At 72.3% G+C, this 14424-nt stretch carries 14 protein-coding genes; 8 read left to right on the forward strand and 6 right to left on the reverse strand.

The features are described 5' to 3' along the window. The first annotated feature begins 23 nt into the window (after positions 1-23). From IF01_RS0100770 to IF01_RS0100785, 4 genes are all read left to right on the forward strand, one after another. Positions 24-1238 (forward strand): pyridoxal phosphate-dependent aminotransferase, encoded by a 1215-nt coding sequence (locus IF01_RS0100770; protein WP_030391220.1) that lies wholly within the window; start codon positions 24-26, stop codon positions 1236-1238. A 170-nt stretch (positions 1239-1408) separates the two neighbouring features. Further along, positions 1409-1633 carry a type II toxin-antitoxin system VapB family antitoxin gene (locus IF01_RS0100775; RefSeq protein WP_030391221.1) on the forward strand — a complete coding sequence of 75 codons (225 nt, stop codon included), beginning with the start codon at positions 1409-1411 and terminating at the stop codon, positions 1631-1633. 89 nt (positions 1634-1722) lie between these two features. Further along, positions 1723-1848 carry a PIN domain-containing protein gene (locus tag IF01_RS49530; RefSeq protein WP_167349715.1) on the forward strand — a complete coding sequence of 42 codons (126 nt, stop codon included), beginning with the start codon at positions 1723-1725 and terminating at the stop codon, positions 1846-1848. A 119-nt stretch (positions 1849-1967) separates the two neighbouring features. Continuing rightward, positions 1968-2300 (forward strand): YnfA family protein, encoded by a 333-nt coding sequence (locus tag IF01_RS0100785; RefSeq protein ID WP_030391222.1) that lies wholly within the window; start codon positions 1968-1970, stop codon positions 2298-2300. Positions 2301-2348: 48 nt separating this feature from the next. On the opposite strand, the gene IF01_RS0100790 is transcribed toward IF01_RS0100785, so the two are convergent. The 4 genes from IF01_RS0100790 to IF01_RS41115 form a co-directional block, all read right to left on the reverse strand. Then, positions 2349-4013 (reverse strand): purple acid phosphatase family protein, encoded by a 1665-nt coding sequence (locus IF01_RS0100790; RefSeq protein ID WP_078879549.1) that lies wholly within the window; start codon positions 4011-4013, stop codon positions 2349-2351. 253 nt (positions 4014-4266) lie between these two features. Then, positions 4267-6702 (reverse strand): choice-of-anchor A family protein, encoded by a 2436-nt coding sequence (locus tag IF01_RS43410; RefSeq protein ID WP_051754792.1) that lies wholly within the window; start codon positions 6700-6702, stop codon positions 4267-4269. Between the two features lie 152 nt (positions 6703-6854). Further along, on the reverse strand, positions 6855-7106 hold the full coding sequence (locus IF01_RS0100800; protein ID WP_030391225.1) for a hypothetical protein: 252 nt from the start codon (positions 7104-7106) through the stop codon (positions 6855-6857). A 121-nt stretch (positions 7107-7227) separates the two neighbouring features. After that, positions 7228-7683: a hypothetical protein gene (locus tag IF01_RS41115; RefSeq protein ID WP_030391226.1), complete on the reverse strand. Its 456-nt coding sequence runs from the start codon at positions 7681-7683 to the stop codon at positions 7228-7230. A 251-nt stretch (positions 7684-7934) separates the two neighbouring features. Between IF01_RS41115 and IF01_RS0100810 the strand changes: the two genes are divergently transcribed. Beyond that, on the forward strand, positions 7935-8351 hold the full coding sequence (locus IF01_RS0100810) for a DUF3592 domain-containing protein (RefSeq protein WP_030391227.1): 417 nt from the start codon (positions 7935-7937) through the stop codon (positions 8349-8351). A gap of 271 nt (positions 8352-8622) precedes the next feature. Next, positions 8623-9540 (forward strand): SGNH/GDSL hydrolase family protein, encoded by a 918-nt coding sequence (locus tag IF01_RS0100815; protein WP_094745438.1) that lies wholly within the window; start codon positions 8623-8625, stop codon positions 9538-9540. Positions 9541-9622: 82 nt separating this feature from the next. Here IF01_RS0100815 and IF01_RS0100820 read toward each other — a convergent pair whose 3' ends face one another. Further along, the gene (locus tag IF01_RS0100820; protein ID WP_030391229.1) at positions 9623-12046 is read right to left on the reverse strand and encodes a DUF8508 domain-containing protein; all 2424 of its coding nucleotides are present in this window, start codon (positions 12044-12046) and stop codon (positions 9623-9625) included. Positions 12047-12403: 357 nt separating this feature from the next. Continuing rightward, complete coding sequence (locus IF01_RS0100825; protein WP_030391230.1) at positions 12404-13393, reverse strand: helix-turn-helix transcriptional regulator; 990 nt, start codon at positions 13391-13393, stop codon at positions 12404-12406. 372 nt (positions 13394-13765) lie between these two features. On the opposite strand from IF01_RS0100825, the gene IF01_RS41120 reads away from it, so the two are divergent. Both IF01_RS41120 and IF01_RS0100835 read left to right on the forward strand, forming a co-directional pair. Then, complete coding sequence (locus IF01_RS41120) at positions 13766-13990, forward strand: hypothetical protein (RefSeq protein WP_037778601.1); 225 nt, start codon at positions 13766-13768, stop codon at positions 13988-13990. A 7-nt stretch (positions 13991-13997) separates the two neighbouring features. After that, positions 13998-14270, forward strand: coding sequence for a hypothetical protein (locus IF01_RS0100835; RefSeq protein ID WP_157855133.1), 273 nt, complete (start codon positions 13998-14000; stop codon positions 14268-14270). Positions 14271-14424: the final 154 nt, after the last annotated feature.

The raw sequence follows: 14424 nt of genomic DNA on the forward strand, positions 1-14424 counted from the left end.
GGGTGACGGTCGGGAGGCCGCAGATGGAGTTTCGGCAGTCGAGCAAGCTGAATGACGTGTGCTACGAGATCCGCGGCCCGGTGGTCGACCAGGCCAACGCGCTGGAGGAGGCGGGGCACAGCGTGCTCCGGCTGAACACCGGCAACCCGGCCACGTTCGGCTTCGAGGCGCCGGAGGAGATCCTCCAGGACATCATCCGCAACCTTCCGCGGGCGCACGGCTACAGCGATTCGCGGGGCATCCTGCCGGCCCGGCGCGCGGTCGTGCAGTACTACCAGCAGCGCGGCGTCGACGGCGTGACCGTCAACGACGTCTACCTCGGCAACGGCGTCTCGGAGCTGATCCAGATGGCCGTCACCGCACTGGTGGACGACGGCGACGAGGTACTCGTCCCGATGCCGGACTACCCGCTGTGGACGGCGGTGGTCCGGCTGGCCGGCGGCAAGGCGGTGCACTACGCCTGCGACGAGCAGGCCGACTGGTTCCCGGACCTCGACGACATCGCCGCGAAGATCACCGCCCGCACCAAGGCGATCGTGGTCATCAACCCCAACAACCCCACCGGCGCCGTCTATCCGAAGGAACTGCTGGAGGGCATCCTCGACCTCGCCCGTCGGCACCAGCTGATGGTGCTGGCCGACGAGATCTACGACAAGATCCTCTACGACGACGTCGAGCACCACTGCCTGGCCGCGCTCGCCGACGACGTCCTCACCCTCACCTTCAACGGGCTGTCCAAGTCCTACCGGGTGGCCGGCTTCCGCAGCGGCTGGCTGGTCGTCTCCGGCCCCAAGCAGCACGCGAGCGACTACCTGGAGGGCCTCACCATGCTCTCCGGCATGCGGCTGTGCCCGAACGTGCCCGCCCAGTACGCGGTCCAGGCCGCGCTCGGCGGCCACCAGTCCATCAACGACCTGGTCCTGCCGGGCGGCCGCCTCGCCGAACAGCGCGACGTCGCGTACCGGGCGCTGAACGAGATCCCGGGCGTCAGCTGCGTCAAGCCCAAGGGCGCGCTCTACGCCTTCGCCCGGCTGGACCCCGCCGTCCACCGGATCGTCGACGACGAGCGCTTCGTCCTGGACCTGCTGCTCCGCGAGAAGATCCACGTCGTCCAGGGCACCGGCTTCAACTGGCCCCGCCCCGACCACTTCCGCTTCGTCACCCTCCCCCGGGCCGACGACCTGGAGACCGCCATCAACCGCATCGGCCGCTTCCTCGCCACCTACCGCCAGGTCTGACCCCGCCCACCCACCCACCACCCGACCCGAACCCGGCCACCCCGCCGCCAGACCCGAGCCGCCCCGCCTTCCCCCGGCAGCCCCCGCGTCACCACGCGGGGGCTGCCGCACTTCGCGTTCGGACGGTTGATGTGGATGATGTGGGTGGATTCATCCACGGAGGCGCGGAAATGAGTATGACCAACGTCGACGTCGACGACGCGATCCTCGCCGAGGCCATGCGGCTCATGGGGACCAGCACCAAAAGGGACACGATCAACGGCGCCCTCGCCGACTACGTCAACCGCCTGAAACGGATCGAGGCGCTGGAGAAGCTGTCCGAACGTGCGGCCCGGGGGGAGTTCGACCCGACGGAGCGAATCCATCAGGCCCGGAAGGCGGACGGGGAGAACTGACACATGAACAGCCTCGGCCAGGTGCGGGCTGGGCCCTCAACGCCCAGTACAAGCTCACGCAGAAGGGGTAGCACCGCTCGGCCGGCACGGTGGACCTGCTGCTCTGCTCGGTCGCGGCGCACTACAACTACCCGGTGCTGCACGTGGACAACGACTTCGTCACCGTCGCGCGGGTCATCGCCGAACTCCGGGAGCGCGACGTCCGGGCGTCCTGACCCGGCTCCTGTCCGAAGCCCCCTGCCGACCGTTCGGGATTCCCGAACGATGGGCAGGGGGCTTCACACATGTGCCCGGGCCGGAGGACGAGCGAGAACGCGCCCTAGGCTGGGCCGCTATGACCGTTCTGCGTTCCGTCGCCCTGTTCGTGCTCGCCGCGCTCGCCGAGATCGGCGGCTGCTGGCTGATCTGGCAGAGCGTGCGGGAGGCGCGGCCGTGGTGGCTGGCCGGGGTGGGGGTGGTGGTGCTCGGCGGGTACGGCTTCGTGGCGGCGCTGCAGCCGGATGCCGCCTTCGGGCGGGTGCTCGCCGCGTACGGCGGGGTGTTCGTGGCCGGGTCGCTGCTGTGGGGCGTGGTCGTGGACGGCTTCCGGCCGACCCGCTACGACGTGCTGGGTGCCCTGGTCTGCCTGGCGGGAGTCGCCGTGATCATGTACGGACCCCGGCGCTGAGCGAGCGCCGGGGTCCGTGGGTACGCCAGGAAGGGAGCAGGACCGGGCCTACCAGCCCCAGCCGCCGCCCTCGCCGTCGTCGTCGCTGTTGCCGTCCCAGCCCTCGCCGACCTTGCGCAGGATGGTGTAGTGGTCGACCCGGGTGCCGTCCTCCGCCAGGGCGGTGACCGTCATCTCCGACTTCTGGCCCAGGTGCGCGGGCTTCACGTCCACCTTGATGAACGAGTAGCCGGTGTAGCGCACCCGCGACCACTCCACCGTCTCGGTCACCTTGCCGCCGCCCTTGGCGAAGTAGTAGGTGTCCACCGAGTCGACGCGCTTCTCGTGGCCCTCGTAGCTGTCCGGGGCGTCGAAGCGGTACAGGCTGCGGCCGGCCGCGCCCGCCGTCACGTAGACCACGCCGTCCGTGGCCGGCTCGACGGTGGCGCCGCTCGGCACGGCCTTGGCGACCTTGTTGCCGAGGATCGCATCGGTGCGCTCGTAGACGTGGTTGTGACCGTTGATCACCAGGTCCACCCGGTACTTCTCGAACAGCGGCACCCAGGCCTCGCGCACGCCGCCCTCGGAGGCGTGCTGGTGGGTGGTCGAGAAGGCGCAGTGGTGGAAGAAGACCACGACGAAGTCGACGGTCTCGTCGTTGCGCAGGTCCTTGAGGGTGCGCTCCAGCCAGCGGGTCTGCTTGCCCGCCGAGACGCCCAGGTTGGCCGGGATCTCGTAGGAGATGTCGTTGGCGTCCAGCGAGATGACGCCGACGTTCTTGTAGCGGAAGGAGTAGACGCCGGGGACGCTGCGCTTGTCCGGGCCGTTGTCCGGCAGGTAGAAGCGGGCGTTCTCGCCGCCGTAGCCGTTCGGCGAGTACCAGGCTTCCATGTCGTGGTTGCCGTAGGAGACCATCCACGGCACCTTCGAAGCGACCGTCTCGGTCTGCACCAGGAAGGCGTCCCAGGTGGTGGCGTCGAACACCGACTTGTCGGAGTCCTGGCCGGAGCCCGCCGGGTCGGCGTAGCAGATGTCGCCGGCGTGCAGGTGGAAGGCCGGGTTCTGGGCCAGGATGATGTGGTCGTTGCCCTTGGCGTGGTCGCTGACACCCTGGTCGCCGAAGGCGGTGAAGGTGAACGGCTCGTACACCTTGCCCCAGCGGTGGTCGCGCGAGGGCGCGGTGCGGAAGGTGCCGAGGGTGGAGATCGCCTGCTGCGAGGCCGGGTCGAAGCCCTGGTGGCCGACACCGTAGTAGTACGTGGTGTCGGGGCGCAGATCCTCCAGCGCCACGTGCAGGTAGTACTGGTCCACGGCCTTGCCGGTGGGGGTGAGCGCCGGGGTGTGGAGGGTGCGCACCTCGGCCTCGATCTTGTGGCTGAGGTCCCACGGGTTCTTGCCGTAGCGCAGGAACGGCCGCTTCACCGGGGCCGGCACCTGCCAGGAGACCCGGAACTGGGTGTCCGGCTCGGGCCCGAAGGCGAGGTGACGCCCGATCGGGGCGACCAGCGAGCCGTCGATGCCCGCGGTGGCGCCGCCGGCCAGCAGCTGCGGCGCGACGGGGGCGGCCGAGGCGGTGCCGCCGAGGGCGCCGCCCACGGCCAGCGCGCCCACCGAGACGGCACCGGCGCGCAGCATCCGCCGGCGGGAGAAACGGGCCCGCAGGTACTCGTGCTGCTCGGCCATGCTCATGCGTTCGGCGAGCTTCGCCGGCACGCCCATGTTCGGAGTTTCCATGGACAGGGACTCTCCCAGTCACGTGTTGACCGGACACGGACGGGCGGTGAACGCACCCGGGCGTACCGGTCAGTCGAACGCCAATGTTCGACCATGGCTCGGCAAAGCCGTCCGCGGACGAAGAGCTCCGCGAGGGGTCGTCGGGCCGTGGTCGGGGGTCGCCGCCGGACCGGGGCCGGGACCGTCCTGAGCGGGAGTGGGCCCGCAGGACGGTCCCGACCGCCGGTTCACCCGGTCGGGCGATCGACCGTCATCAGCAGTCGTCGTCCTTCTTGTTGGTGAGGGCGACGGTGACGCAGTCGTCGGCGTTCACCCGGTAGGGCCCGCTGACCGGGTCCGGCGGGAGCTGGTAGCCGGCGGGCGCGGCGGTCTCCCGCAGGTAGTACTGACCGGTCGGCAGGTGCTTGAAGTCGCAGCCGCCGCCGGCCGCGGTGGTGCAGTCACCCGCCCGGACGTCCGGGTTGATGCCCAGGGTCTGCAGGCCGGGGATGCCGTTGGCCTCCCGCCACAGCTCGAACACCGCGCCGTTGAGGGGCTTGCCCGACCAGGCGTCCTTCTTGGTCAGGTGGATCGCGCCGGTGGCCGGGGGCTTCGGCGACGGGCAGTCCTTGGCGGTCACCTGCACACCCGCCGCAGCGTTCTGCGCGGTCAGCACCAGCGGACCGAACACCGGCTCGGCCGGCAGGTCGTAGCCGGTGGGCGCGGCGGTCTCCCGCCAGTAGTAGGTGCCCACCTCCACCGTCCGACGGCAGAGGCCGTCCGCACCGGTGGTGCAGGCCGCACCCACCTGGGTGTCCGGGTTCGCGCCGGAGGTCTGCAGGCCGGGGACGCCGTTGGTCTCCCGCCACAGGTCGAACACACCGCCCGCGAGCGCCGCGCCCGTCTCGGCGTTCGTCTTCAGCACCCGCACCTCACCGGTCACCGGGGGCACGAGCGTGTCGGCGGCGGTCGTCTGCACACCCGCCGCGGCGTTCTCGGCGGTCAGCACCAGCGGACCGAACACCGGCTCGGCCGGCAGGTCGTAGCCGGTGGGCGCGGCGGTCTCGCGCCAGTAGTAGGTACCCACCTCCACCGTCCGACGGCACAGCCCGTCCGCACCAGTGGTGCAGGCCGCACCCACCTGGGTGTCCGGATTGACGCCGGAGGTCTGCAGACCGGGGACGCCGTTGGTCTCCCGCCACAGGTCGAACACACCACCGGCGAGAACCGCGCCGGACACCGCATCGGTCTTCAGCACCCGCACCTCACCCGTCACCGGGGGCACGAGCGTGTCGGCGGCGGTCGTCTGCACACCCGCCGCGGCGTTCTCGGCGGTCAGCACCAGCGGACCGAACACCGGGTTCGCCGGGAGCTGGTAACCGGTGGGCGCGGCGGTCTCGCGCCAGTAGTAGGTACCCACCTCCACCGTCCGACGGCACAGCCCGTCCGCACCGGTGGTGCAGGCCGCACCCACCTGGGTGTCCGGATTGACGCCGGAGGTCTGCAGACCGGGGACGCCGTTGGTCTCCCGCCACAGGTCGAACACACCGCCCGCGAGCGCCGCGCCGGACACCGCATCGGTCTTCAGCACCCGCACCTCACCCGTCACCGGGGTGGAGCCGCAGGAGGGCAGGTCGCCGTTGAAGGGGTAGGAGTGGAACTCCTGGCCACCGCCGCCGACGGGCAGGCTGGTGTGGGTGAGGGAGCCGGTGGTGAAGAAGCGGCCGTTGACGCCGGCCAGGGTGACCGTGGTCTGCGAGGTCTGCTCGCCGATCAGGAAGCTGCCCTGGAACTGGCCGGTGCCGCCCAGGGTGACGGAGGTGGCGTCGGGAAAGTTCCACAGCAGGTGGTCGCGGTAGCCGTTCAGCGGGTCGTCGGAGTCGTTGATGCCGCCGCTGAAGGTGTTCAGGACGCGGGTGGCGCCGGTGACGTTGACCAGGACGGTGGCCCCGGCCGGGATGTTGGCGAAAACGATGCCCTGCTGGCCGCCGGTCGGCCCGGTGAGGTCGAAGTCGGCGTTGAAGACCTGGAGCGCCGAGCTGCCGTCACCGGTGAACAGGGTCTGGCCGCCCTGGTTGACCGCCGTGCCGGTCGGGGTGCGGGGCACCCCGCCGACCCGGGCGTAGCAGTCGGAGGCGGTCGAGAGCTGGGCACGCAGGCCGGTGTAGGGCTGGACGGCGTTGGCGTCGGTGACGGAGGTTCCGGTCACGGTGCCGGTGACCGGCCCGACGTGCCGGACGACGCCGCCCTCGGCCACAAGGGACTGGCCGCTCGCGACGGTGACCCCGGCGCCGGTGGTGAGGAAGTCGGCGCCGTCCGGCGGCGGGACCCGGGAGCCGACGCCGGCGATGCCGACGTTGTAGATCGAGCTGACGCCGGCCTCCTTCGCCTGGTCGAAGGCGTTGAGGACGACGACGCGGCCCTCGGCCTCGGCGGCGCGGCCGCGGACCAGGAAGTCACCGCCGACGAAGACGTTGATGCCGTTGTCGCGGCCGGTGAACGGGCCGTTGTTGATAGAGGTGGGGTAAGTGGCGGGGCAGCTGCCGGGCACGCAGGGCCCGAGTCCGCCGGGCAGCGGGGCGGCCGCGGCGCTGATCGCGCCCGGGCCGAGCGCGAGGACGGGGACGAGGGCCGTGACGAGGGTGCACGGTACCGCGAGGGCACCGGCCCTTCGGCGGACGCGGGCGAGCAGTCGGTTGAGGGAAGCCATGCTCGTAGCGTCCGACAGTTTGTGCGAACGCGGTCACCGCTGGGGCGCCCTCCTACGCTGATGCGGTGAGCGGGCGCACCCGGCCGGACCAACCGTCACCGTCCGGAGCGGGGAAAGGGGCGCACCGACGGGGCCCGGGAGGCCCCGCGGCGTCAGGACGCTTCGTCCCAGGGCGAGGCCGCGCGGTTCCCGGTGCCGTCGCAGGTGCGGCAGATCTCGTCGCGGTAGGCGTGCTTGGCACCGCCCGCGTCGACCCGGTAGCGGACGTACACCCCGGTGCCGTCGCAGAGGAAGCAGTTGCCGCCGCCACCGCCGACCTCGGTGGTGCCGGTGCCCTGGCAGGTCCGGCAGCTGAGGCCGGCGGTGCGGCCGGTGCCCGCACAGATGCGGCAGACCGTGGTCATCGTCGTCCTCCTGTCGGCGCGCGGGGCCCGGAGCGTGTCCTTCGGGTCACGCCCTAGGTCATGCTAGGCCAGCCGTCCCCCGCGCGGGTCCGGGTCGGCGGGGTCGGCAGGGTCGGCGGGGTCAGCCCGGCAGGCCCTCGCCGACGCGGCGGGAGACCGAGATCTGCTGGAGGTCGAGCAGCCCCGGCGGTTCGGCGACACCGGGGCCGCCGGAGTGCACCCAGGTGGCGATCTCCTCGATCATGTCGTCCGCCAGGACCCAGCCCAGCCAGACCGGCCGGCCACCGGCCGCGCGGCCCTCGCTGGAGGGTCCGACCACGACGACGTTGGAGTGCGCGCAGGTGTCCAGGCACTTCACGGCGCGGACCCGGCCGGCGTCGCCGACCGCCGCGCGCAGCCGCTCGTACTGGCCGGCGTGGTCGACACCCGGGTGCTTCTCCTGGGTGCCGCAGCAGCAGCCCCGGCAGACGGTGACGGTCACCGGGGCCGCCGGGCCGCGTCCGCCCTGCTTGCCGGCCGAGCCCTGCTTCCCGGCCCCGCCCTGCTTGCCGATCCGGTCGCGCTCGCGACGGCTCATGGTTCCTCGGCCTCCTCGTTCCCCAGGGCCCGCCGCCGCGCCGGTGCGCGCGGCGGCCGCAGGCCGCTGCGGCCGACGATCACGGTGGAGCCCGCCGGCCGGGTGGCACCGGGACGGCAGCCGCAGCCTACCCGGCCACCGCCGAACGGCCGTCCCGGGTGTCCGCGTCGACATGAACTGGGCTCCAACAAAAGGGAGTTGGTGACGCACCTCTGGGCGCGGGCGCGGGCCCGGGCGTAGGCTGCACGACTGTGAACCTTCTCGCCCTCCTGATCGGGACGGTGTTCGCCGGCAGCGCGTACTGGACCGGGTCACGGGCCTCGCGGACGTTCCGGATCAACCGCTACGGCGCCCGCCACCGGGCCCGGGTGGTCTCCGTGACGAGCACGCCCGTGGGCGACGAGGGCGGCTACGAGGACACCGTCCGGGTGCGGTTCGAGGTCGCGGACGGCCCGGCGGTGGAGGCGGACACGTCGATCGCGCTGCGCGGGCCGACCGGGCTCGGCCCCGGCGACCCGGTCGAGGTCGCCCACCTCCCGCGCTTCCCGGAGAAGGTCGTCCTCCTCGGCTTCCCCAGCGCCGACGGCGTCGGGCTGCTGGGGTACTCGTGCGTGCTCTTCACCGTGATGACGGTGTTCTTCTTCTGGGTGGCCGCCCGCATCGCCTGACGACGCGGAACCCCCCACCCCGGCCGCGCCCACTTCCCCGGCGGGGCACCCGAATTCCGCTCCACCCCGTTTCGGAATGCATTTCGACACCCCTCGGAGCGAAATTCGGAATTCCCGCCGGAGCGCCTGCCGAAACCTCTGACGAATTTTCGGAAATGTATGCGCACAGCATGGACGACCGCGAAACCTGCCAGTAACTTACCTGTCAGTAGTAGCTGTGGCCCGGCTCGCACGACCCCCACCCACCCGTTTCTCTCCCCCAGGAGGAACCGTGCTCCGCCGTGCCCGGAATTCCCTGCTGCTCGCTTCCGCCGCGTTGGGCGCCGCACTCGCGATGACCGCCACCAGCGCGCAGGCCGCCACTCCCGCCCCCCACCGCTACGTGGCGCTCGGCGACTCCTACGCGGCCGGTGCGGGGGTTCCGAACCAGTCGGCCGGCCTCTGCCTGCGCTCCGACCGCAACTACGGCCACCTGGTCGCCGCCGCGCTGAACGCCGCCGCCTACCGCGACGTCACCTGCGCCGCCGCCAAGGTGAAGTCGATCACCGAGGCGCAGTACGACGCCTTCATCCGGGTCAACGATCCGCAGATCGACGCGGTGACCGCCGACACCGACCTGATCACCCTGGGGATCGGCGGCAACGACCTCGGCGACAGCGATCTCGGGATCGCCGACGTGATCGCGACCTGCATCGCGGGCGCCGTGGTCAACCCGCTCGGCACCCCGTGCACCGACGTCTACCACCACGGGTACTGGGACTGGTCCAGCTGGTCCTGGCAGTACGGCAACGACGACCTCGCCGACCGGATCGACCGGACCGGGCCGCGACTCGCCGACACCGTGAAGCGGCTGCGCGCCAAGGCCCCGAACGCCCGGATCCTGCTGGTCGGCTACCCCTCGGTGCTGCCCGCCGACGGCGCCTCCTGCGTCCTGCGCCAGCCGATCGCCCCGCGCGACATCCCGTACCTGCACGACGTGCTCGGCCGGCTGAACACGATGCTGCAGTCCACCGCCCGGGCCACCGGCGCCACCTATGTGGACACGGCCACGCCCACCCGCGGGCACGACGTCTGCTCGGCCGACCGCTGGGTGGAGGGCGCGCTGCCCGGCTCCCCGGCCGTCCCCTTCCACCCGAACGCGACCGGCGAGCGGGTCATGGCCGACGCCGTGCTCAAGGCCCTCGGGTAACGCCTCCGAAGAACACGCCCGAAAGCCCCGAGGGGCGGTGACCGGTCCCCGGTCACCGCCCCTCGGTCGTGCTCCGCCGGCCTCACGGCTTGATGCGGACCACCTGCGGGTCGTGGTCGCTCGCCTGCTGGGCGAACTCGGCGTTGATGTGCACCACGTCGTACTTGGCGTACCCGACCTCCGGGCTGACCAGGATGTGGTCCAGCACCTGCGAGTTGCCCTGGTAGACGTACGAGTACTGCTCCTTCTCCGGCAGCTCGTTCACCAGGTCGCGCAGCACGCCGTCCTTGGTGAGCGTGGTCAGCGCGGGCGAGAACTGGTAGTCGTTGAAGTCGCCGACCGACACCACCTTGGCGTTCTTGTCCGCGGCCAGCAGCTTGGCGACGAAGGCCTGCTCCACCGTGGCCTGGGCGACCCGCTGGACCTCCGAGGAGCGGGTCGGGGCCTGGAAGCGGCTGTCGATGCCCTGGTCGCCGCCCTTGCTGTTGAAGTGGTTGGCGATGACGAAGACCTTCTTGCCGCGGAAGGAGAACTGGCCGATCAGCGGCTTGCGGCTGTTGGTCCACGCCGCGTCGGCGGGGGCGATCCGGCCGGGCGAGGCGGTCAGCGAGGCGGCGGAGCCGGTGCCGGCCACGTCGACCGCGGTGGTGGCGGCGCCGCCGGGGATGTCGGTGAAAGAGACCCGCTGCGGGTTGAACAGGAAGACCTGGCGGATGTTGCCGCCGGGCTCGCCGCCGTCCTTGCCGTCCTCCGGGTCCACCGAGCGCCAGTCGTACGCCGGGCCGCCGGCCGCCTTGATCGCGGCGACGAACTTGGCCACGGTCTGGCTCGCGTCCACCGTGCCGTCGCTCTTGGCACCGTTGTTGTCCTGGATCTCCTCCAGGGCGACGATGTCGGGCGAACGCAGGTGGGTGACGACACCGGCGGCCACCTCGGCGAACTTGCTGTCGGGGTTGGTGGCGGCGAGGTTCTCCACGTTGTAGGTGGCGATGGAGAGCTCGCGGTCGGCGGTCGGGACGGTCACCTCGCGCTGGAGGTGGTTGTCCTGGAGCGCGCCGAGGTTGCCGGCGACCAGGGTGTAGCCGCCGAACTGGTTGTAGTCCAGCGGGCCGTTGGTGACGCCGGTCAGCACGTCGCCCACGTTGGCGACCGGGAAGGCCTGCTGGGAGACGGGCGCCTGCTGCTGCACCATCAGCCGGCCGACGTTCGGCTCCGCGTAGGACTCGTAGAGCACGCCGCCGCGCTGGCTCTTCTGGTCCTGCTTGTCGGCGGCGACCCACAGCTCGTTGTACTTGTCGGTGGCCTGGACCACCCGGACGTCGCGGACCTCGACGAGCATGCCCTCCAGCGACTCGTAGAAGTCGAGGGTGTACTTCTCCGGGTCCAGGGCGACGCCGTTGATCGTCCCGTCCGGGCCCGCCGCCGGGGTGTAGGTGCCCGGGATGTTGCGGGTGTCGACGACCACCGGGGCCGGCAGCGGGTTCCCGGAGGAGACCACGGTGACGGCCGGGTTGGTCAGCTGGGTGAGCGACTGCGAGCCGCCGTTGAAGTTCGGGTAGTACTCCGTCACCTTGCCGGTGACCAGCACCGAGTCGCCGACCTTGACGGTCGGGTTGGCGGAGCCGGTGTAGACGAAGACGCCCTCGCTGGTGGCCGGGTCGGCGTCCGGGTTCGGGTCCTGGATCCAGAAGCCCTTGGAGCCGTACGCGCGCACGCCGGTGACGATGCCGGGCACACCGGCGATGGTCTTGCCGGTGCGGTCGGACAGCCGGGTGCGGCCCTGGATGTCGTGGATCCGGACGGTGCCCGGCTCGGTCGGGCCGGTCGGGGTGGAGCCCTCGGCGACCTCGCCCTTGCTGTTGGTCGGCGACGGGGCGCCGGCCGCGAGGTCGGCGGCGTTGTCGTCGGTGTCCGGCAGGCCGGCCCTGCGGGCGACCGAGGCGGTGTTGGAGGCGCCGGCCACCGAGGCGGAGCCCTCGTGGACCACGGCGGTGCCGAAGCCGACCAGGTCGCGCACCCGCGGGTCGGCGGCGCAGTCGGCCGCGGTCTTGCAGGTCAGCGGGTCGGTGCCGCGGACCAGCGCGACGGTGCCGCTGGTGCCGGACAGCGCCAGCGAGCCGACCGCGTCCGGGGTGGGCAGCTCGACGGTGCCGGCCGCACCGGCGCCCTCGGCGACCAGGTAGCGCCCGCCGGGGGCGATCGAACCGGTCAGCGGGGTGACGCCCCACTGGGAGTTGGGGCCGGGAGCGGCCGATATGTACTGGACGCTCCAGCCGTCCAGGCCGAAGGCGGCGCCGCCCTTGTTGGCCAGCTCGACGAAGTCGTTCTTCAGCGTGGCGCCCGAGTTGCCGCCACCGCCGTAGACCTCGGAGATCAGCGCGTCCGCGGAGGGCGCGGCCACGGCGGCGGGCAGCGGGGCCAGCACCAGGGAGGCGGCCAGACCGGCCGGGACGACGGCCGCGCGCAGCAGGGCGCGGCGCGAGCGCGGACGGGGAGCGATGGGCATGGTCACCGGAACGGGGCTCCTAGCTCGGGTGGTGCACGGGGGTGGGTCGGCGGGGCGGGTCGGCCGGACGGGTCGACGGGACGGATCGGCGGAACGGGTCGGCCGGGCGGGTGGGCCGGGCGCATCGGCCGGTGTCCGGCCCGCCGCCCCGCTACCCGCGTAGAAATCCGCGCGGAAGTCGGAACCGCCCCCCGCAGCGCCCCAAAGATACGCGCGTAGAAAATGACCGGACAAGAGCCTGGAGGTGAACTTCTCCAGGATCTCCGGCACCGCGACGGACCGTTACCCCGAAGCTGTGACCCCGGCTACAGACAGCCGCTGCGAACAGCCGCTGCAACCGGCCGCTGCAACCGGCCTCTACAGCCAGCCGCGCTGAGCCGCCTTCAGGCCCGCCTCGAAGCGGCTGGCCGCCTCCAGACGCTCCATCAGCGCCGCCATCTGCCGCCGCACCGTCCGCACCGAGACACCCAGCCGCTTGGCCGCCGCGTCGTCGGTCAGCCCGGTGGAGAGCAGCCGCAGCAGCTCGCGCTCACCGGGGCTGAGGCCGGGGCCGGCGTCCTCGGGGCGCGGGTCCCCGCCGAGCGGGACGGCGGTCTCCCAGGTCTGCTCGAACAGCGCGACCAGCGAGGCGACGATCCCGGGCTCCTCGGTGCACAGGGCGCCGGCCCTGGTGTTCTCCGGGTCGATCGGCACCACGGCGGTGGTGCCGTCGAAGACCAGCATCCGCGGCGGCAGCACCGGGGCGGTGCGCACCCGTCCGCCCAGGCCGGTCATCCACTGGGTGTAGGCGAAGGTCTCCGGGTCGTTGCGGACGCTGTCCTGGTAGATGCTGCGCAGGCTGACGCCCCGTCTCAGCGCGTCCTCGTCCAGTGGGCGGGAGGCGGCCAGGCTGGCGGCGGACTGGGCGCCGCCGGGCATCACCGCCAGGCACTCGGTGGCCAGCCGGGCGGTCAGCGTCTCCAGCTTGGCCTGGATCGCGTCGAGGCCGACCAGGCGCTCGCCGCCGTCCACCAGGGTGGCCGAGCGGAGGGTGGCGTACTCGGCGACGGCCCGTGCCACGGCGGCCTTGGAGACGGCCAGCTCCTGCTGGCGGCGGGCGAGATCCTCCTCCTGGCGGCGCAGCAGCAGCTCCAGCCCGCGCTCCGGGCTGACCGGCCAGAGCGCACCGGGGCGTTCCCGGGAGGCGCGCAGCAGGGTCAGGTCGGCGAGGCGGTCGAGGGCCGCCCGGACGGCGGCCTCGGGGAGGTGGAGCCGTTCGCAGAGTTCGGTCACCCCGCCCTCCGGGTCCGCGAGCATCTCGCGGTAAACGGCTTCCGCGGTGGTGTCCACGCCCAGCAGTTCCAGCACGTCAACGACCCCTGATCGTCACGACATCGCGTCTTGTCGCGGCTCGCGATGGAATTCCGGTCCGCCCCGGCGACCCCCGATCCTTCCTCCGGTGCTCCCGCCGCCACAAGACGTGTTCCGGTCACCCGAACCGGACCGTCCGGTCTGTTCCGCAGAGGGATCGGGCCGCCCGCGCCACCCCGGGACCGCCGTCCCGGGGTTGCAGCAAGCTGCCTGGCCGGATGCTGCCCGGCGAAGCCCCTCCCGGCGCGGACCGTGTGACGGGAGGATGCAGTCTGCGGGCAACCACCCGACAGCGCGCACCGCCGCCCCGCCCCCGCACGACGCACCGCCACCTCGCCCTGAACCACCGTGCACAGAACAGGAACCGCCGTGCCGAAGCCCGTCCGGCTGCTCGCCGCCGCCGCCCTCGCGCTGACCCTCGCCGCCGTCGTCGCCCCCGCCGCCTCCGCGCAGGCCGCCCCGGCCGCCGTCGGCCCCGTGACCGCCCACGCCGACGGGACGGGGATCGGCTGGGACACCCCCGGTGTCCGGGAGACCGGAGGCATCGGCTGGGACTCCTCCCGCGCCGACGGTCCGGGCATCGGCTGGGACTGACCGTTCGGTGTTCGCCGTCCAATTGACTCTCCTGGACGTCTCGTCCGCGCCCGCCGTCGAGGCCGGACCCGCCGACGTCCAGGGCGCCCTGTGGGCGCGGGCGGTTCCGGGCGACGGCCTGGAACACGTCCGCGCCCGCTCCTTCCCGGGGGGCGTCGGCGTCGTGCTGTACGTCCGCGCCCCCGACCGGGAGGCGGCCGAGCTGAGGGCCTACGCCCTGCTCCGCCGCGCACTGGCGGAGGGTCCCGCGCGCCGCTTCACGGTGGCGGCTCCACCGTAGGCCGCGGGGCCCTCCGCCGGGCTCGCTCCCGCCTTCCGTCCTGATTTCGGACGGTTGCTCACTCCCGCAGGTTTGGCCGATTCATGCCTATGGCTTGACCGGCCCATTATTGACATGCCTATGCCCAAAAGCATGCCCGCGCACAGGTCCGGTC

It is taken from the genome of Kitasatospora purpeofusca (genome assembly GCF_000718025.1).
Taxonomy (GTDB): Bacteria; Actinomycetota; Actinomycetes; order Streptomycetales; family Streptomycetaceae; genus Kitasatospora; species Kitasatospora purpeofusca.

Bases quoted from the DNA above. Each gene is read 5' to 3' on its own strand.
- IF01_RS0100770 (WP_030391220.1), top strand. From the start codon at position 24: ATGGAGTTTCGGCAGTCGAGCAAGCTGAATGACGTGTGCTACGAGATC.
- IF01_RS0100775 (WP_030391221.1), top strand. From the start codon at position 1,409: ATGAGTATGACCAACGTCGACGTCGACGACGCGATCCTCGCCGAGGCC.
- IF01_RS0100785 (WP_030391222.1), top strand. From the start codon at position 1,968: ATGACCGTTCTGCGTTCCGTCGCCCTGTTCGTGCTCGCCGCGCTCGCC.
- IF01_RS0100790 (WP_078879549.1), bottom strand. From the start codon at position 4,013: ATGGAAACTCCGAACATGGGCGTGCCGGCGAAGCTCGCCGAACGCATG.
- IF01_RS43410 (WP_051754792.1), bottom strand. From the start codon at position 6,702: ATGGCTTCCCTCAACCGACTGCTCGCCCGCGTCCGCCGAAGGGCCGGT.
- IF01_RS0100800 (WP_030391225.1), bottom strand. From the start codon at position 7,106: ATGACCACGGTCTGCCGCATCTGTGCGGGCACCGGCCGCACCGCCGGC.
- IF01_RS41115 (WP_030391226.1), bottom strand. From the start codon at position 7,683: ATGAGCCGTCGCGAGCGCGACCGGATCGGCAAGCAGGGCGGGGCCGGG.
- IF01_RS0100820 (WP_030391229.1), bottom strand. From the start codon at position 12,046: ATGCCCATCGCTCCCCGTCCGCGCTCGCGCCGCGCCCTGCTGCGCGCG.